Below are 18,291 nucleotides of genomic sequence, written 5' to 3' on the forward strand. Positions count from 1 at the left end.
ATGACGGGCCGGGGCCTGCTACCGGGCGCTCCGATGCTTACCCGGACGGGACTTTCACCCGCAGGCCTGGACCAGCTTCCAGGACGCAACATGCCTAGCACCCTAAGGCTTCGGCTCCGGCCGGCCTGCCACCCACCTGGAGCTCCCGGTCGGCCTCCCCCGGCGCTTCCACGGGCTCCACCAACGGCGCCTGGCTCACACTGTCCCCATGGCCACGGCGATCGTGCTGTTCAACCGGGACCTGCGCGTCCACGACCATCCCGCCCTCGTCGCCGCCTGCGAGCGGGCCGAGCGGGTGGTGCCGCTGTTCGTGCTGGATCCGGCCGTCCCGGAGGGGAACCGGCACGGCTTCCTCCTGGAGTGCCTGGCCGATCTGCGGGCCGCGCTCCGCGCCCGCGAGGGCGACCTGTTCGTACGGCAGGGCGACGTCGTCCACGAGACGATGAAGCTGGCCGCCGAAGTGGACGCGACGACGATCTGCGCCGGAGCCGACGTCAGCGCGCTCGCCAGGCGGCGGGAGGAGCGCTTCGCCCAGGAGCGGATCGAGTACCTGCGCTTCCCCGGCGTCACCGTCGTGCCCCCGGACGCGCTGCGGCCCTCGGGCGGCGGCGACCACTACCGGGTCTTCACGCCCTACTGGCGGGCATGGAGTCGCCACCCCCGGCGCCCCGTGCTGCCGCCGCCGCGCACGGTGCGGACGCCCTCCGGCCTGGCCGCCGGGCGGCTGCCCGGTCAACGGCGGCGCGGGGCGATGCCGGGCGGCGAGCCGGCGGCCCGCGAGCGCGCCGACCGCTGGCTGCGGCAGGGGCTGGACGGCTACGCCGACGGGCACGACGACCTGGCGGGCGACCGCACCTCGCGGCTCAGCCCGTACCTGCGCTTCGGCTGCCTGTCGCCGCTGGAGCTGGCCTGCCGCGCCGGGCGCAGCGAGGCCTTCGTCCGCCAGCTCTGCTGGCGGGACTTCCACCACCAGGTGACGTACGCGTTCCCGCGGATCAACCGCGAGAACTACCGCCACCCCGAACGGCGCTGGCGGCACGACCGGGACGCGCTGGAGGCGTGGCAGGCCGGGATGACCGGGCTGCCCATCGTGGACGCGGGAATGCGTCAACTGCTCGCCGAAGGCTGGATGCACAACCGGGCCCGGTTGATCACGGCCGCCTATCTCGTCAGGCATCTCGGGCTCGACTGGCGGGACGGCGTACGGCATTTCTTTGATCATCTGCTCGACGGCGACGTGGCCGACAATTCGGGCAATTGGCAGTGGGTCGCCGGCACGGGGAACGACACCCGCCCCAATCGCACCTTCAATCCCTTGCGCCAGGCGAAGCGCTACGACCCGGCGGGCGACTACGTCCGGCGCCACGTACCCGAACTCGCCGGCCTGTCCACCCCGTACGTCCACGAGCCCTGGCGGCTGCCCTCGCCGCCCTCGGGGTACCCCGCGCGGCTCGACAGCGCCGATGACCAGGGATGACTCGCGAACGATCTATCGCAGCGGCCGTGTCACGAAGATTCTGGTAACAAACATTTCCCGAAATAACCGGTCTATCGTATTGTCATTGACTGGAATTGTTGGAACATATGGTCAGAGTCATCGAGTGAAGTCCAAAGATCGCTTACCGCAAAAAGGTCAGCGGCGAGGGGAAAGGGGCAACGCTCATGCACCGACGTGCTGTCCGAAACCTGGCCAGGCTTGACACTACGCAAGCCAGAATCACTCGGATATTCGACGCTGCCGCAGGTGGGAAGGACAACTTCCTCGCGGACAAAGACGTGGTGCGCCATTTTGATCAAGTGACACCTGCCCTCACGACCGCGGCCCGCGCTGTTCTACAATTCCTGTCGCGCGTGGTGGCACACCTGGCGGCCGAAGGCGTGGACCAATTCATGATCGTGGGCAGCGGCGTCCCCAGTGGCCTCTCGGCCGGGAACCGGTTACACGACATCGCCCGCCGCGCCTCGCCCGGCTCCGCCGTTCGGGTCGTGTACGTGGAGAACAACCCGATGGTGGTGGCCACCGCGCAGGCCACCATCGAGCCCTTCACCGACCTGGTCCGCGTGGTGGACGGCGACGTCCGGGAGATCGACGAGATGCTCCAGGACCACGTGGTCCAGACGTTCATCGACTGGGAACGGCCCCTGGCGGTGCTCCTGCTCTCGTCGCACAGCCTCGACGACGACGAGTACGCCCACTACGTCATCAAACGGCTCCAGCACACCGCGCCCAAGGGCAGCTTCCTCGGGCTGCTGCACACCACGTTCGACGCGATCCCGCCGGAGCTGCTGCCCGCCATCCGCGACATGGTCGCCATGACGCTGCCCCGCCTCGCGATCCGCTCCCGAGAGGAGGTCGCCGCCCTGCTCGACGGCCTCGACCTGGTGGCGCCCGGGCTGGTGTGGGTGCCGGAGTGGCGTCCCCGCGGGCGCGACCTCGCCTGCGCCGACCAGCCGAGCACGTCGGGCAACTACGGTGCCGTCGCCCGCATCCCCTGACGCGCCTCCGAGCCCGGAATCGTAACGAAATCGCATTCACATAAGTGAAGGTGAGCGATTATCGTGGAGTTGGGAGCGCTCCCAATTCGAGAGACGTGATGCGTATGTCCCCCCGCCCCGGCTCCTTGTCCGCCGCTCCGACTCGCGCGGTCGCGTACCTGCTGCCGTCGGTGCCGGCCGGCGTCGGCGCGGCGCGCTCCCTGGTACGGACGGAGCTGACCGGCTGGGGCCTCGAAAGGCTGATCGACGACTGCGTGCTCATCGTCAGCGAGCTGGTGACCAACGCCGTCCGGTACGGCGGGTCGGCCTACGCGCTCCGCCTGGAGAACCGTACGGACCGGTTGTACGGGGAGGTCTTCGATCCGGGCGACGGTGAGCCCCACCCGTGCTCGCCCGACGCCGACGCGCTCTCGGGACGGGGGCTGCAGATCGTCTCGGCCATCGCCGACGACTGGGGAGTGGCCCCGGCGGACGGCGGCAAGGTCGTCTGGTTCTCGGTCCTGCGCGCCGCCTGACGAATCCCGGACCGGGCCGAGGCATCAGCGGGCGTCCGGACCGGGTCGAAGCGTCGGCGGGCGTCCGGACCGGGCCGAGGCGTCGGCGGGCGTCCGGACCGGGCCGAGGCGTCGGCGGGCTTCCGGACCCGGACCGCGGCGTCAACGGGCGAGGACTCGGGCCAGGGCGTGCAGGGTCTCCGGCGGCGTGCCGGGCGGCGGGGAGACGCGGAGCACGGGTTCGCGCAGGTCCAGCGGAGCACGGGCGGCCGGTACGACGTTGACCAGCAGGGACGCCTCGGCGGCCCGGGCGGCGGCGGCCTGCGCGGAGTCCCCCGGCGGTGGCCGGAGCGTGACGAGGGCGGACGGCTCGTCGAGCGGCTCGACCACGCGCCACCCGCCGGCCCCGTCGAGCACGCCGCGCGCCGTACGACCGAGGTCGGCCAGGTGCGCGTGGACGGCGGAGGGTCCGAGCGCGTGATGTTCCAGCACGGCAGCCCCGAGCCCGGCCCGCGCCGCGACCGCCGCCTCCGCGCTCTCGTACCGCGCCATTCCGGACACCGGCACCGGGCCGTCCGGGCTTTCGTACCGCATCATTTCGGACACCGGCACCGGGCCGTCGGCGCTCGCGGGAGCCGGGGTCCACAGGTGGCCGCCGAGGGTGGGGATCGCGGCGTCCATGGCCGGCGCGAGTTCGGGGACGATCAGGAAGCCGACGCCGCGCGGGCCGGCGAGCCACTTGCGGGAGGTCCCCACGTACGCGGTCGCGCCCGCCCCGCGTACCTCGACGTGGCCGAGTGACTGGCAGACGTCGAGCACCAGCGGCACCCCCGCCGCGCGGCACAAGGCCCCGATCTCCGCCGCGGGCTGCACGACGCCGCGGTGGGAGGCCACGTGGGAGACGATCACCAGATCGAGCCCCGACGCCAGCCTGGCCCGCAGCCCTTCGAGGTCGAGGCGGGCGTCGCCGTCGACCGGCAGCTCGACCGGCTGCCAGCCCCGCTGCGCGGCCAGGCGGTGCAGCAGCATCAGCGTGCTGCCGTACTCGGTGCGCGCGTGGCCGACGCGGGTGCCCGGCGGGAGCCGCCACCCGCCCAGGAGGGCCGCCATCGCCGCCGTGCCGCTCTCCAGGAACGCCACGTCCCCCGGACCGGCCCCGACCAGCGCGGCCAGGGCCGACCTGGCCGGGGTGAGGTCGGGGACGGCCGCGTAGCCGCCACGCTCCCGTTCCAGCCGCAGGTGCGCCACGACCGCGTCGAGCACCCTGTCGCCGGGCACGTTGCACCCGGCCGCGTCGAGATGGCCGGGCGGCACGACGCTCCGGGCGGCCCGCCACGCCTCCCCGACCCGCGCCACCCGCCCGGCCCCGCCGACGGACGCACCAGCCCCGGCGGCGGACAGGTCGGGCCCGGCAGCAGAGGGGTCGGGCCCAGCGGCGGACGCACCTGCCCCGGCGGCGGGCGCGCCCGGCTCGGCGGGTGGTGTCACGTGTCCCGTTCCGGGGGTCACGCCTCCGCCAGGATCAGCGTGAAGTCGCCGTCCGGATCGGTGTAGCCGCGGCGGACCAGGAAGCCGGCCGCGGCCAGCTCGCCGCGCAGCCCATCCGGCCGGAACTTGGCGCTGATCTCGGTACGCATCTCCTCCCCCTCGGCGAAGTCGACCACGAGCCCGAGCTCCGCCACCTGCACCCGCATGTCCCGGACGGCCCGCAGCCGCATCTCGATCCAGTCGTGCCGCTCGTCGTAGAGCGCCACGTGCTCGAACGCCTCCGGGTCGAAGTCGGCCCGCAGCTGCCGGTTGATCACGTGGAGCACGTTCCGGTTGAAGGCGGCCGTCACTCCGGTCGCGTCGTCGTAGGCGGCCACCAGCCGCTCGGTGTCCTTCACCAGATCGGCCCCGAGCAGGAACGTGTCCCCGCGCCGCAGCGTGGCCCGCAGCTCCTTCAGGAACGCCCGGCGGGCGACGGGTTCGAGGTTGCCTATCGTGCCGCCGAGGAAGGCCACCATCCGCCGCCCGGCACGCGGCAGCAGCCCCAGGTGGCGCTCGAAGTCGGCGCACACCGCCCGCACGTCGAGCCCGGGGAAACGCCCGGCCACCCGCCGCGCCGCCGCCTCCAGGGTGACGGCGTCGACGTCCACCGGCGTGTACGCGCGCAGGGTGCCCGCCGCGGCGAGCGCCTCCAGCAGCAGCTCGGTCTTCTCGCTGGTGCCCGACCCCAGCTCGACCAGCGTGTCCGCGCGGGAGGCGGCGGCCAGGTCCGCAGCGCGGGCCCGCAGGATGGCCAGCTCGCGCCGGGTCGGGTAGTACTCGGGCAGCCGGGTGATCCGGGAGAACAGCTCGCTGCCCGCCGTGTCGTAGAACCACTTGGGCGGCAACCACTTGGGCGACGACGTCAGACCGATCCTGACGTCACGTTCGAGCGCCTGCCGCAGGTAGTCGTGGTCGAGATGGTTGATCACGTGCACGGTCGACTGACTGACGGCCATGAGGCCTCCTATGGTGAAGATCACAACGGCTGCACGGCAACGCGGTCAGGGATGACGGTCAGCAGGCTGCGCTCGGGGACGGCCTGCCAGCCCGGCAGGTCGTCGAGCGGCTCGCTGGCCACGCGCACGCCGTCGTGGTGCTGGTGGTAGAAGAGCGTGTCGCCCCAGACGGTCGCGGCGATCGACGCGCCGTCGCAGGCGAGCAGGTTCAGGCGGGCGCCGGGGTCCTTCTTCCCGGCGTGGACGACGACTTCGGCCAGGGCCTCGCCCAGCCCCAGCCCGGCGCGCCCGCGCAGGAACACGGCGGTCGCGATCCAGGCGGCGTCGCACGCGCTCTCCGCGCGACCGGCCAGGTCGTCGGCGAGCTCGCGCAGCGCGTCCTTGCCGACGCGCCCGTTGTGGCTGAGCAGCCACCCCTTGTCGGTGAACGGCGCGGTGGCGCTCTCCTCGATCGGCATGCCCGCGGTGGCCGAGCGCACGGCCGCGAGCAGGCAGGTCGAGCGGGCGATCTGGGCGAGCGCGGGCAGGTTGGCGTCGGACCAGATGGGCACGGTACGGCGGTAGCGCACGGGCTCGGGGCGCGTGGAGTCGTACCAGCCCATGCCGTACCCGTCGGCGTTGATCATGCCCTGGCGCTGGTGCCGGGGCGCGTACGACTGCTTGAACAGGCCGTGCTCGGGTTCGTGGATGAGCCAGGTGAGCGGGCGGGGCTCGCCCAGCCAGGCCGCGTGCCTGCACACCTCAGACCAGCTCCGAGCGCGCGCAGCGGAACCCGGTGAAGATCTGCCGCCGGATCGGGTAGTCCCAGTTCCTGAACGTGGTGCGGACCGCCGCCGGGTCGGCCGCCCACGAGCCGCCGCGCAGCACGCGGTATTCCTGGCCGAAGAACACCTCGCTGTACTCCTTGTACGGGAAGCTGCGGAAGCCCGGATAGGGCTGGAACCAGGAGCCGGTCCACTCCCACACGTCTCCGACCATCTGCTCGACCCCGTAGGCGCTGGCCCCGGCCGGGTAGGCGCCCAGCGGAGCCGGGTGGGCGGCGCGGTGGCCGAGGTTCGCCCTGGTCTGGTCCGGACTCTCCTCGCCCCACGGGTAGCGCCGGGCGCGGCGGGCCTCCGGGTCCCAGCCGCAGGCCTTCTCCCACTCGGCCTCGGTGGGCAGCCGCTTGCCGGCCCAGCGGGCGTAGGCGTCGGCCTCGTACCAGCTCACGTGCTGGACGGGCTCGTCCATCGGGACGGGCTCGGTCCGGCCGAAGCGCCTGCGCCACCAGGCGTCGCCGTCCCTGACCCAGAACAGGGGGGCGAACACCCCGCTGCGCTGCCGCCACTGCCAGCCCTCTGCGGACCACCAGCGCGGGTCGTCGTAGCCGCCCTCCTCGATGAACGCCGCGTACGCGCGGTTGCCGACGGGCAGCCGGTCGATCCAGTACGCGGGCAGGTCCACCTGGTGGGCGGGGCGTTCGTTGTCATAGGCCCAGGGCAGGGTGGCGGTGCCCATCATGAAGGCGCCCGCGGGCACGTAGACCTCCTCGGGGCCGCCGTTCCGGCCCTGCGGCAGGTCGCCGTCGCGCACCAGGCCGGGCTGCCCGGACAGTTGCAGGGTGGCGAGCATGGTCTCGTCGTGCTGGTGCTCGTGCTGGATCACCAGGCCGAACACGAAGCCGTCGCGGTGCAGCGGCGCGGCGCTCTCCAGGTCGATCGCGTCGAGGACGTCGAGCACGCGCCCGCGTACGCCCTCGATGTAGCGGCGGGCCTCGGCCGGGCCCAGGAGGGGCAGGGTGGGGCGGTCCTTGCGCGGATGTTGGAAGGCGTCGTAGATGTCGTCGATCTCGGGACGGAGCGGGTCGATGCCGGCGGCCTCGCGCAGCACCCACAGCTCCTCGTAGTTGCCCACGTGCGCGAGGTCCCACACCAGTGGCGACATCAGCGGGGAGTGCTGACGCACCAGCAGGTCGTCGTCCGCCTCGGTATAGGCGAGCGACCGGTCGCGCACTGCGAGAAGCTCGGCCGCGATACGTTCCTTGATGTCGTTCATTGCCGTCCTTCTCCGTTCAGCCAGGCCGGGACGCGCCGCCCCGGCACCGGATCCATCAGGTCGGCCGCCGGTGAGCGGCCCGGTGTCACGTGCCTGTCGGCGAACGCGGCCACCTCGCCGATCAGGCCGGGGTCCGCGCCGAGACGGGGCAGCGCCTCCAGGGCGGCGCGGAAACACGTCTCGGCGGCCCGGCCCAGGCGCGGCTCGGCCAGCCCGCACCGAGCCGCCTCCCGCCACGACTCCCGGTAGGGCCTCCGCCCAGGCTCCAGGTACGGCTCCACGGCGGCGAGCGCGGCGTCGGCGGCCCGGTCGTCGGTGACGAGGGCGTGGGTCACGGCCACGCACACCGGCCAGGCCGCCGGGTCCTGGGCGTCGAGATAACGGATCTCCAGCCAGCCCCTGGGCCGCACCGGTGGGAAGACCGTCGTGGCGTGATAGGCCAGGTCGTCGGCGGTGGGGCGGCGCTCGCCCGCGCCGTTCAGCCAGTCGCGGAACGTCGAGCCGTCGCGCACCGGGCGACAGCGCTCGTCGTCCTCGCGCACCAGCATGAGCCGGGCGTCCAGCAGGTATTCGGCCCAGTGGACGGCGGGGTCGGCGGCGGGGTCGCCCGAGGCGGGCACGGGCGAGGTCCGGGTGCGGTCGAGGCGCTCCCAGACGGCCTGACGGCCCGACATCCAGCCGCACGGCCGGCCGCGGCTGAGCGGCGAGTTGGCGAAGGCCGCCATCAGCACGGGGCCGAGCGCGTGCGCCCGCTCCCAGCGGGCCTGCGGCCGCTCCCCCAGGTCCAGGTTGACCTGGACGGACGCGGTCGAGCACATCATCAGCGCCCCGTACGGCTCGCCGAGGAACTCGGCCATGGCGTCGTACCGGGGCAGGCGGAGCTGGCGGCGGGCCGGGCGCACCGGGTCGAGGCCCACCCCGGCCAGCACCAGCCCGGCCGGGCGCAGGGCGGCGCGCACGGCGGACACGTCGGCGGCCAGGCGGTCGAGCGCGTCCCGCAGCGAGGCCGCGGGGCCGGACAGCTCCAACTGCCCGCCCGGCTCGAACGTCACCCTGCTGCCGCCCGGCAGCGCCGGAATGACCCGCTCGACCTCGGCCATCGGGACGTGCGCGGCCGCCGCCCCACGGTCGAAGACCAGGAATTCCAGTTCTACGCCCACCCGCTCCTCGGCGTCCGGGCGTTCCGCGGCCGGCTGGAAGCAGCGGCGCGCGAAATCCGCCACCTCGGAGGCGTCCCGCAGCGGCGTGCTCTCGGACGTCAGCCCGATCATCGTCGTCCCCTTCGCGTGGCGCACAGGTCTACAGACCCGCGAGCCGCGCGAACGTTACAGACGGATTTTCGCGTAACGGATAGGGCGCGACCGGGACTAGGTCATATGGAGCGGGCAGCGGACGGCCTCGGGTGCGATGACGTGCTCGAGCTGCTCACGGACTATCTGGAGGAGGCGCTCCCGGCGGGGCGACGGCGGCTGGTCGCGGACCATCTGGGCGCCTGCCCGGCGTGTTCGGGGTGGCTGGCGCAGGTCCTCGCGACGATCGCGGCACTACGCTGCCTGCGGGACGACGTCATGCCGGCGCCGGTGCTCGCCGCGCTGCTGGCGAGCTTCCGCGCGTGACCCGGCTGGAGCGCACGGCCCCGTGGCGGAGCTTCCACCGGCGGCCCCCGCGACGAGGCTTCCGTACGCGGCCCCCGCGGCGGCTCATAACCGGCGTCGCTCGCGGAAGGCGGAGATGAGCCGGTCACGCACGTCGGCGGGCAGCTTCTCCGGAGGCGGGTCGCCGAGCGCGCCGATGGTCGCGCGGAACTGCTCGACGTAGCGCTCGCACCCCTCGCAGCAGGCCAGGTGCGCCCGAACGCCGTCGCGGGCCGGCCGGTCGAGGGCGTCATCAAGGTAGGCGGTGATGAGTTCCGCCAGTTCGTCGCAGGTGAACCGCTTCACGACGTCGACCGCCTTGCCTCTGGATATGAACCGTTTCACTTATTGTCGCCGCTTCGCCGCCCAGGAGAAGCCCACGCGCTACTCCGGCTGCTTCACGGACTCGAAATAGTCGGCGAGCCAGCCGCGCACGGCGGTGCGGGCGCGATGCAGCAGCACCCGCTGGTTGGCCTCGGAGATCTCCAGGATGTCGCACACCTCGTCGGACGTGCACCCTTCCACGTCCCGCAGGGTGATCACGATCCGCTGCCGGGGCGGCAGCCTGGCCAGCCCCTCGGCGATCAGCCCGCGCACCTCCGAGGCCAGCGCCTCGCTCTCCGGCGTCGGCCAGGTCGCGGGAAGCTCCTTCCAGCCGCCCGGCAGCACCGCGTCGAAGCCCTGGTCCGCCACCGAGACGCCGTCGTGCTCGAAGGCGCTCCACGGCAGCGTGCGGCTCTCGCGGGCGCCGCGCTTCTTCGCGGTGTTGATCAGGATGCGGTAGATCCACGTCTTGACCGACGAGCGGCTCTCGAAGGCGTCGATCCCGCCGACCACCGCCAGCCAGGTGTCCTGGACGACCTCCTCCGCGGAGTGGTCGGTGGACACGTAGGACCTGGCCACCCGCAACATGCCCCCGGACCAGGTGTCGAGCAGCGCCGCGAACATCGCCTCGTCCCCGGCGCGCAGGGCCGTGACGACGACGTCGTCCGGGGGCAGCTCACCGCCCGCGAAAGACCCCACGATCGCTTCCCTCCGCTCGAACGCTGCCACATCCATGGCGTCGGGACCGATCGCCGGCCCTAGCCCGGGACGTACCGCCCCACGCTAATCCTTCCCACTGACGTTCTTCCGTCTCAGCGAGCGCCCACAATATGCGTATTTTTCGGATAAATAGGTCAGATGCCTCCCAAAGGAGCCCTCCGGGCCCCGCGACCCCGCCTCCTTAGGACCAGACTCCCAAGGTTCCGGACAACCTCGGCGCCACATCATGGTGCGGGCCCGCTCTCACGGCGATAGTCACAGCATGTCTGATATCACCGTCAACGCACATCGCCTGCCGACCCTCACCGTCCAGGGAGCCTGGACGGACTGACACCGACCTGACGCGGCCACGCACGCGCCCTGATCGCCCCGGCGGTCAGGGCGCGTCGTCGTCTCCTACGCGCGGCCGTCGGAGCAGGCATGACTCCTACAGCGGGCCACGGGTTCACTTGCGGTCGATCAAAAAAGCTTGAGTGTCGCGTTCCGGGGTGGCTCGCGGCATAGCAGCCCGCACGTAATTACTTTCTGTCGTGGCATACATCTGTCTGTAACCGAGGGGAACTTCATGCTCCGTCGTATCCTGGCGGGCGGGCTCGCTCTGACCGCCACCGGTCTCGTCCTGGCCGCCGGCTCCGCCGCGTACGCCGACGAACTCAAGGCGCCGTACGCGCGGGCCGGGGCGGTCGTCGACGCGGACGGCCGGCTGAACCTGGGCAAGAACATCGTCGCGACCTGGCGGGCCGCCACCGGCAAGTACTGCGTGCAGGTCACCCACGACGTCGACGTGAGCGAGGCGGTCATCCAGATCACTCCGCGCCACGCGCTGCGGCTCCCGCACATCGCCTTCAGGAAGCCCTCGGCGACCTGCCACCGGGACAACACCATCACGGTCAACGTCTACAACCCCCACACGGCCCGGCTCGCCGACTCCGGTTTCGACCTCTCCATCTCCTGATCTGGACCGAAGGGACAACCAATGAAGAACATCAGGCGTATAGCCGCAGGGGTGCTCGCCGCAGCCGCCGTCCTGACACCTGCCGCCGCCTACGCGGACACTCCGTACGCCCAGGCGTCGGCCGAGGTGGACACGGACGGTTCCCTGGTCCAGAGCAGCCACGTCACCGACGTCTGGCACCCGTCCAAGGGCGTCTACTGCGTGGCCGTCGACGAGAGCGTCGACCTGACCGGGACGGCGGCGATCCACGCCACGCTCATCGGCCAGTACGCGGCTCCGCGCTCGCTGTCCGTCGAGCTCGAGCCGGAGGTGTGCGGTCAGCACCGCCTGGACACCATCGCCGTCTACAGCCAGGTCTCCTACCGGGTGCGGGCCGACGCGGCGTTCTACCTGACCGTCTCCTGACGCCGCCAAGGCCGCGCGCTGCGAGCAAGACGCGCGCGGCCTTGCCGCCACCACCGTCAGGTTCCCTCCGCCGCGGCCCCGTCCGGTCCCGGGAAGCCGCGTCGATCGCCGATCCGCGGCACCCGCATCCTGGTCGACAACCCGACGGCGGCCTTCGGTTTCCAGCGGAGGAGTTACGCCACATTTACCGGCAAAAGCGCTGATCAGCGACCTGCAGTCGGCGCGAATCCCCTCCGGATCGTCGGTGAATACAGCATCCTGGGCATGCCATCACGCTCGCCCCGCCCCCTTCAACCGAGGAGGTCGCGTGACCCGGTACGCCATAGACCACAGCCGCAACATGCTCATCGCTCAATGGAGCACCGGCATCGGCGACACGGCCACCACGGTGGCCGAGCTGCCCCCGGCCCGCTCCGCCTGGGACGGCCTGCGGCTGGCCACCTCCCTGACCGACCTGTCACAGGCCTGCTGGCGCTGCTACACCCATCCGGCCAGCACCGCGGAGCGGCACGGGCCGAACAGCCTGGGCTGGTTCCGGCAGTGCGAGCGCGACGCCTTCGCCTCCATCGTCCCGGCGCTGACCAGCCCGGGTCCTGCCGCCGGCGGCCCGTTCCCCACGGCGACCACCAGGGTCGAGGACAGCGCCCAGCGCGTCGGCCGTTCCCTGCGCGCCTTCGACACCTCGCAGCTCACGGTCCGCATCATCACCGAGGTCACCGACGAGCTGGCCGCCATCGAACAGGCCGAGCTCGGCGACCTGTCCGACCGCGCGCAGCAGGCCGTCGTCCTCAGCCGCGAGGACGCCTCCCCGCTCCAGGTCTCCCAGGCCGACAGCCTGCTGCACCGGCATCCCTTCGGTCCCGAGGAGCTGTTCACCCAGGTGGACCCGGCCGCGGCCGCCATCGCCGCCGCGCACTGGCTCTACGCGGCGGCCTCCACCACCGCCCGCCGCGGCCGCCTGCACCCCGCGCAGGTCGTGGCCAGGGTCGACGGCGTCAAGCCCCTCATCCTGGAGAGCCTCATCGAGATCGTGACGGCGATCGGCACGGGCACGTCCCCGCGGCAGGCCGTCATGCCCATGATCCGCCACGCGCTGCACGTCGCCGAGGGCCACCTGAGCGGCGTCACGGAGGCCAGGCACCGCATCACCGCGGCCGAGGAGTTCGCCGAGCGGGCCCACGCCGACCATCCCGAGCTCGGGCTCGACTTCGACGCCGTCTACCTGCCGATCACCTCGCTCGACCCCACCCGCCCGGCCCTCGACCTGCTGGACAACCTGCTGGCGGGGATCCACGGCTGCTGGCTGCTGGACGTGCAGCGCGTCCACCCGCTGGGCACCCTCGGCGACGAGCGAACCGGCCCGCTGCGGCGCAGGCCGGTCGAGGCGTTCCTCGCGGAGGTCAGGCAGGAGGCGGCCGTCCGCCGCGACGACCTGCTGTAGCCCGGCCGACAGTTTCAGGCTTTTCGTAATGAGCCGGCCCCGTGGCCGCCGCTCGTTAGTGTCGCTCTCCTTGATCACCTCACTGGGGAGCAACATGCGAAAGATATCGGCATACGTGGGGGCGCTGGCTCTGGCGAGCGCGGTGGTCGTGGGCTCGGTGGCGCCCGCCGCGTCGGCGGCGACGGCCCACAGCGCCACGGCCGGCGTCGAGCGTACGACGTGGTTGAACCCGGGCCAGCTGCTCAAGGCGGGTGACTCCGTGCGGTCGTCCGACGGCGACTACGTCCTGCAGCAGCAGGAGGACGGCAACCTGGTCATGTACCGGGGCACCACGCCGCTGTGGAGCAGCCAGACCGGCGACAGCCCCGGCGCGTTCGCCGCCATGCAGGAGGACGGCAACCTGGTCGTCTACCGCGGCAAGACCCCGCTGTGGGCCTCGAACACCGACACCCCCGGCGCCCGCCTGGCCGTGCAGGACGACGGCAACCTGGTCATCTACGCCGGCAAGACCCCGCTGTGGACCCGACACGCCACGATCAGCGTGCTCAAGCCGGGCTACGCGCTCAAGGCCAACCAGTACGTGCGCTCCCGCAACGGCGACTACCAGTTCGTCATGCAGGAGGACGGCAACCTCGTGCTCTACAAGGCCGGCAAGCCCCTGTGGAGCTCGAAGACGGGCGGGAACCCGGGCGCGTCCGCGCAGATGCAGAAGGACGGCAACCTGGTCGTCTACAAGGGCACGACGCCGCTGTGGGACTCCAAGACCGGCAAGAACCCGGGCGCGCGACTCGAGATGCAGGACGACGGCAACGTCGTGATCTACGACGGCAAGCGCCCGCTGTGGTCCACGGAGACGGGCCGCTAGTTTGGCCGCTGGTTCCGGGTGAACCTCCTCGGCGCCGGCGGCAAGGTCGCCGAGGAGGCCGTCACCCAAGCGGGCTCGCGCCGGCGCGACAGCTCGAGGCGTGGGTGCGGCCATCGCTTGGTCCTCCAAGCGTCTATGACCTGGACCGCCGAAGGGCGATGGCCGCGGGCAACAGTGTGACGTCTCTGTGTGATCGGCGCAGCTCATCACCGCAAACGGATGGGTGCCCCGCCCGGCCCTCTCGGTATCGCCGTCGATTCGTCCTATATCAATATGTGCATGCCTTGAGGAAGATAGTTAGCGCCATACGTACCTCCAAGCGGCAGATTCCGGTTTCAGGAGGTACGTATGCATCGCAGAGTCGTCCTGCTCTCCGCGGTCGCGCTCGCTCTGGCGGGCGCACTGGTCCCGGCGGGCGCCGCCCAGGCGAGCGCCCCCAGCGGACTCGACCCCAGGCCCGTCGGGTGGTCCGGGGCGGACTCCTGGTCGGAGTACAGGAGCGTCCTGCAGTACTGGACACCGCAGCGCATGCTGGCGGCGCAGCCGCTGGGGACTCCCCCGCCACGCCGGAGCCAGTCGGGCGGGCCGACCGTCGGTGACCCGTGGGCCAGCCGGAACGGCACGGTCCAGCGCTCTTCCTGGTCCACCGGCGGCGGCGCCACCACCCGGGGCGCGGCCTGGTCGGTCCCCGGCACCCAGGCGGCCGGCGCGCGACTGCAGGCCGTGGTGCCCAACAGCCCCGGTCTGCGCTGGGTGGACGGCGGCAGCGTGGTCCGCACCACCGGGCGCGTCTTCTTCACCACCGCCGAGGGCGGCAACGCCTCCTGCTCCGGCTCGGCCGTGACCAGCGCCAATGAGAGCGTCGTGATGACCGCCGGGCACTGTGTGAAGCAGAACGGGGCCGCGCACCGCAACTGGGTGTTCGTGCCCGCGTTCGACCAGGGGCGGCGCCCGTTCGGCACCTGGGTCGCCACCAGATTGCTGACCACGCAGCAGTGGAACGCCAACGAAGACATCAACTTCGACGTCGCCGCCGCCGTGGTCGCGCCGCTGCAGGGGCGGACGCTGACGGACGTGGTCGGCGGGCAGGGGGTGGCGTTCAACCAGCCCAGGGGACGGCAGATGTTCTCCTTCGGCTATCCGGCGGCGCAGCCCTTCGACGGCTCCCGGTTGATCTACTGCAGCGGGCGCACGTTCAACGACACTGTCCAGACCAGGGACCAGGGCCTGCGCTGCAACATGACCGGCGGGTCGAGCGGCGGCCCGTGGTTCCAGGGGTTCAACGAGTCCACCGGGCTGGGCTGGCTGAACTCGGTCAACAGCTTCAAGTACGACTTCGCCCCCCAGTTCATGTTCGGTCCCTTCTTCGGCAATGAGGCCATGGCCGTCTACCAGGCCGCGCAGCGCGCCAACACACTCTGAGGCCGCCCGGTGCGGGCGACGTCGTCAACGGCGGGAGGAGCGGAACGCCCATTTCAAGGCGATTGCCTTAATAAGGCGGCCGACTTATATTCGGAGGGTCAGGCTTCCGAGCTGGAGGACTCATGACCGCTGACGCGATTCCCGATTTCCCGTTCGACCGCCCCACCGCCCTGGAGCCGCCGCCACAGCTGGCGGAGCTGCGGGACAAGTGCCCGGTGTCGCACGTACGCCTGCCGAGCGGAGACGTGGCCACCCTGGTGACCAGGTACGACGATGCACGTGCCGTCCTGGCGGACCCGCGCTTCAGCCGCAACCTCGCCAGGGAGGGCGCCGCCCGGCTGTCCACCACCGAGGACGGCGGCCTGTTCAACCGGCGCACCGAAGGCACCATGAACATCAGGGAGGGGCAGGGCCACATGCGGTGGCGACGCCTGCTCAGCCGCTGGTTCACGGCGCGGAAGATGGAGGTGTGGCGGCCCAGGGTCCAGGCGATGACCGACGACCTGCTGGACGCGATGCTGGCCAAGGGCTCCCCCGGCAACCTGTCGGCCGCGCTGAGCCTGCCGCTCCCGGTGCGGGTCATCTGCGCGCTGGTCGGCGCGCCGAGCGAGGACCAGGACAAGTTCGCGCACTGGTCCCGCACCATGCTCACGCTGACGCGCAACACGCAGGAGGAGGTCGACCAGGCGCACGCGGAGTTCACCGCGTACGTGTCCGACCTGGTCGACCACAACCGGGAGCACCCCGGCGACGACCTGCTCAGCGAGCTGACCCAGGTCACCGACGCCGAGGACGGCCGGCTGAGCCAGGCCGAGCTCATCTCCACCGTGCGCGGCCTGCTGCTGGCCGGCCACGAGACGACCTCGAACATGATCGCGATCATGGTGGCGATGCTGCTCGCCGACCGGGAGCGCTTCGAGGCCGTGATCGACGATCCCGACCTGATCCCGGGCACCGTCGAGGAGGTGCTGCGCCTGGACAGCACGCTGTCGGTCGTCGGCGGGGTGCCCAGGTTCATCACCGAGGACGTCGAGCTCAGCGACGTCACGGTGCCCGCGGGCAGCACGCTGATCCCCAACATCCCCTCCGCCAACCGCGACCCGGCCAAGTTCTCGGACCCCGACCGGTTCGACGCGCGGCGGCAGAACAGCAACCAGCACCTCACCTTCGGCGCGGGCCCGCACTACTGCCTCGGCCAGCCGCTGGCCAGGCTTGAGCTCCAGGTCGTGCTGGACACCCTGACGCGCAGGCTGCCCGGCCTGCAGCTCCGCGACTCCCCGAACGAACTGCGCCTTCGCACCGGAGGGATGTCGGGAGGGCTCCAGGACGTATGGGTCACCTGGTGACCCCCTGAGCACGGCGCCGGGGCCCGTCAGGCGGGCCGCCGGCGTCATCCCGTGCTCGTGGCGAGGGCGATAATCGATCGGGGGACGGCACAGCAAGACGAGATCAAGGATCCACCATGAAAGTCAGCACGGCGGTCGCCACGCCGTCACCCCGCTCGCTGCGCGCCCGGGACAAGCTCATGCACACCGCCGAACGGCTGTACGCGGAGCACGGGTTCGCGAACGTCTCGATCAGGATGATCCGCGAGGCGGCGGGCCAGCGCAACAAGTCCGCCGTCCAATATCACTTCAGCACCCGCGACGAGCTGATCCAGGCGATACTCGCACGCCACGCGGCCGAGATCGACCGGCTCCGCGCCCCGATGGTGGCCGAGCTGGAGTCCTCGGGCGAGGTGTCGCGACGCGACCGGATCGCCTGCGTCATCGCCCCGAGCATCGAGCACTACATCGAGCTGGGCACCCCCTCCTGGTACGGACGCTTCCTCGCCCAGGCCGTCGTGGAGCCGTCCCTGCGCAACTTCACGACCGAGGCGAACGTGAGCACGCCCTCGTTCCAGCGCCTGGAGCAGCTGCGGCCCCGGAGCGGGCAGGAGCGCGACCCCGAGCTGTTCGAGCGCTACTCGTCCATGACCCGCCTGCTCGTCGTGCACATGTGCGCCGAGCTCGAAGGCGACCTGGCCACCGGGCGGGCCGACCCGGCCGCCGCCGAGCGGTCGTGGCGCGAGCTGGGCGAGACCCTGGTCACGGCCGTCTGCGGACTCGGCTCCGCCCTGCTCGACCAGGAGACCGACGCGGCGGGGTGATCAGCGGTGACGGCGTGGCCGGGCCAGGAGGATGACCATCGCCCCGGCGCCGATCGCGAACAGCGCGCCGGCGGTGACCAGCCAGGGCATGCCGGTGTACCCGGTGAGCTGGTACGCCGCCGCGGGCCTGGGCTGACCGGCGGCCGCGGCGGCGGCACCGGGCGCGGTGTTGCGGAAGATCACGTCCGAGCAGGAGTAATAGGTGTCAGGCGTGTCGGAGTTCTGCCAGATCGTGTAGATCAGGTGGCGACCGGTCCGGCCGGAGGGCAGGCGGCCCTTGATCGCGTACGAGCCGTCCGTCAGCTTCGGATCGGTGGCCTTGAGGAAGGGCTTGGCCTCCAAGGAGGACCATTTCAGCGGCTTGGCCGGGTCATAGCCCTTCTTCGTGACGTACATCCGGAACGTGCCACTGTGCGGGATGGTGCCGCGGTAGCGGAAGGTGAAGCGCGTCCCCGGCTTGAGCGTGGTCGCGGGCCAGTCGGCACGCGCGAGGTCGAGCCCCTTGAACGTGGGGATGCCGGCGCTGCACAGCTTGCCGTCCGGGATCATCTCGCGGTCCCTGCCCGCCACGTACGCCACCCGCAGGTTGTCCCATTCCTCGGTCATGGCCTTGCCCCCGGCCGCCACGGCGGCGCGGCAGGCGGCGGGTCGCGTCTTCAGCGGGCTGTCGGAGCCGCAGGCCGCCGCCCGGCTGAGCGGGCTCTCCGGCGCTCCGTGCGCCTCCGCCGGGGCGGTGATCAGGCCCATCGACAGCAGCAGCCCGACGCCTACGCTCGTGATCCGGTGCCGCACGTCGGCCGACCTCCTCGCATCGTCTTACAGCGAGGTACGGCCACCCGGCCCCACCGGTTCATCCCATCGATGAC

At 71.7% G+C, this 18,291-nt stretch carries 19 protein-coding genes; 11 read left to right on the forward strand and 8 right to left on the reverse strand.

Translation table 11 applies throughout. The features are described 5' to 3' along the window. The first annotated feature begins 208 nt into the window (after window positions 1–208). From ACIBQ1_RS24670 to ACIBQ1_RS24680, 3 genes are all read left to right on the forward strand, one after another. Window positions 209–1,477, forward strand: a complete 1,269-nt coding sequence (locus ACIBQ1_RS24670; protein ID WP_397280970.1) for a cryptochrome/photolyase family protein — start codon at window positions 209–211, stop codon at window positions 1,475–1,477. A gap of 185 nt (window positions 1,478–1,662) precedes the next feature. Further along, window positions 1,663–2,496 carry an SAM-dependent methyltransferase gene (locus tag ACIBQ1_RS24675; protein WP_397280971.1) on the forward strand — a complete coding sequence of 278 codons (834 nt, stop codon included), beginning with the start codon at window positions 1,663–1,665 and terminating at the stop codon, window positions 2,494–2,496. 98 nt (window positions 2,497–2,594) lie between these two features. Next, a complete protein-coding gene (locus ACIBQ1_RS24680; protein WP_397280973.1) occupies window positions 2,595–3,011 on the forward strand; it encodes an ATP-binding protein in 417 nt (138 codons plus the stop codon). A 141-nt stretch (window positions 3,012–3,152) separates the two neighbouring features. Here the strand turns inward: ACIBQ1_RS24680 and egtE are convergent, their stop codons facing one another. Genes egtE through egtA form a run of 5 tightly spaced genes read right to left on the reverse strand, consistent with a single transcriptional unit; the run spans window position 3,153 to window position 8,781 of the window. Beyond that, window positions 3,153–4,499 carry an ergothioneine biosynthesis PLP-dependent enzyme EgtE gene (gene egtE / locus ACIBQ1_RS24685; RefSeq protein WP_397280975.1) on the reverse strand — a complete coding sequence of 449 codons (1,347 nt, stop codon included), beginning with the start codon at window positions 4,497–4,499 and terminating at the stop codon, window positions 3,153–3,155. Continuing rightward, window positions 4,496–5,476, reverse strand: a complete 981-nt coding sequence (gene egtD, locus ACIBQ1_RS24690; RefSeq protein WP_397280977.1) for an L-histidine N(alpha)-methyltransferase — start codon at window positions 5,474–5,476, stop codon at window positions 4,496–4,498. Before egtD ends, egtE begins: the two co-directional genes overlap by 4 nt. 20 nt (window positions 5,477–5,496) lie before the next feature. Beyond that, window positions 5,497–6,216, reverse strand: a complete 720-nt coding sequence (gene egtC, locus ACIBQ1_RS24695; RefSeq protein ID WP_397280979.1) for an ergothioneine biosynthesis protein EgtC — start codon at window positions 6,214–6,216, stop codon at window positions 5,497–5,499. A 1-nt stretch (window position 6,217) separates the two neighbouring features. Then, entirely contained in the window at window positions 6,218–7,510 is a 1,293-nt protein-coding gene (gene egtB, locus ACIBQ1_RS24700) for an ergothioneine biosynthesis protein EgtB (protein WP_397280981.1), read from the reverse strand. After that, on the reverse strand, window positions 7,507–8,781 hold the full coding sequence (egtA, locus tag ACIBQ1_RS24705; RefSeq protein WP_397280983.1) for an ergothioneine biosynthesis glutamate--cysteine ligase EgtA: 1,275 nt from the start codon (window positions 8,779–8,781) through the stop codon (window positions 7,507–7,509). Before egtA ends, egtB begins: the two co-directional genes overlap by 4 nt. Window positions 8,782–8,922: 141 nt before the next feature. On the opposite strand from egtA, the gene ACIBQ1_RS24710 reads away from it, so the two are divergent. Next, window positions 8,923–9,126: a zf-HC2 domain-containing protein gene (locus tag ACIBQ1_RS24710; RefSeq protein ID WP_397280985.1), complete on the forward strand. Its 204-nt coding sequence runs from the start codon at window positions 8,923–8,925 to the stop codon at window positions 9,124–9,126. A gap of 84 nt (window positions 9,127–9,210) precedes the next feature. Here ACIBQ1_RS24710 and ACIBQ1_RS24715 read toward each other — a convergent pair whose 3' ends face one another. After that, on the reverse strand, window positions 9,211–9,450 hold the full coding sequence (locus ACIBQ1_RS24715) for an anti-sigma factor family protein (RefSeq protein ID WP_397280987.1): 240 nt from the start codon (window positions 9,448–9,450) through the stop codon (window positions 9,211–9,213). A 78-nt stretch (window positions 9,451–9,528) separates the two neighbouring features. Then, window positions 9,529–10,167 carry an RNA polymerase sigma factor gene (locus ACIBQ1_RS24720; protein WP_397280989.1) on the reverse strand — a complete coding sequence of 213 codons (639 nt, stop codon included), beginning with the start codon at window positions 10,165–10,167 and terminating at the stop codon, window positions 9,529–9,531. Between the two features lie 586 nt (window positions 10,168–10,753). On the opposite strand from ACIBQ1_RS24720, the gene ACIBQ1_RS24725 reads away from it, so the two are divergent. From ACIBQ1_RS24725 to ACIBQ1_RS24755, 7 genes are all read left to right on the forward strand, one after another. Further along, window positions 10,754–11,143, forward strand: coding sequence for a hypothetical protein (locus tag ACIBQ1_RS24725; protein WP_397280991.1), 390 nt, complete (start codon window positions 10,754–10,756; stop codon window positions 11,141–11,143). Between the two features lie 21 nt (window positions 11,144–11,164). After that, window positions 11,165–11,548 (forward strand): hypothetical protein, encoded by a 384-nt coding sequence (locus ACIBQ1_RS24730; protein WP_397280993.1) that lies wholly within the window; start codon window positions 11,165–11,167, stop codon window positions 11,546–11,548. Between the two features lie 307 nt (window positions 11,549–11,855). Further along, window positions 11,856–12,989, forward strand: coding sequence for a hypothetical protein (locus ACIBQ1_RS24735; RefSeq protein WP_397280994.1), 1,134 nt, complete (start codon window positions 11,856–11,858; stop codon window positions 12,987–12,989). Window positions 12,990–13,083: 94 nt separating this feature from the next. Next, window positions 13,084–13,854, forward strand: coding sequence for a hypothetical protein (locus ACIBQ1_RS24740; RefSeq protein ID WP_397280995.1), 771 nt, complete (start codon window positions 13,084–13,086; stop codon window positions 13,852–13,854). A gap of 348 nt (window positions 13,855–14,202) precedes the next feature. Then, on the forward strand, window positions 14,203–15,276 hold the full coding sequence (locus tag ACIBQ1_RS24745; RefSeq protein ID WP_397280997.1) for a trypsin-like serine peptidase: 1,074 nt from the start codon (window positions 14,203–14,205) through the stop codon (window positions 15,274–15,276). A gap of 122 nt (window positions 15,277–15,398) precedes the next feature. Next, complete coding sequence (locus tag ACIBQ1_RS24750) at window positions 15,399–16,622, forward strand: cytochrome P450 (protein WP_397280999.1); 1,224 nt, start codon at window positions 15,399–15,401, stop codon at window positions 16,620–16,622. A 116-nt stretch (window positions 16,623–16,738) separates the two neighbouring features. Continuing rightward, entirely contained in the window at window positions 16,739–17,425 is a 687-nt protein-coding gene (locus tag ACIBQ1_RS24755; RefSeq protein WP_397281001.1) for a TetR/AcrR family transcriptional regulator, read from the forward strand. Here the strand turns inward: ACIBQ1_RS24755 and ACIBQ1_RS24760 are convergent, their stop codons facing one another. Next, the gene (locus tag ACIBQ1_RS24760) at window positions 17,426–18,217 is read right to left on the reverse strand and encodes a lytic polysaccharide monooxygenase (protein ID WP_397281002.1); all 792 of its coding nucleotides are present in this window, start codon (window positions 18,215–18,217) and stop codon (window positions 17,426–17,428) included. Window positions 18,218–18,291: the final 74 nt, after the last annotated feature.

Origin of the sequence: Nonomuraea sp. NPDC050153, assembly GCF_044460125.1 — a bacterium.
Lineage (GTDB): Bacteria > Actinomycetota > Actinomycetes > Streptosporangiales > Streptosporangiaceae > Nonomuraea.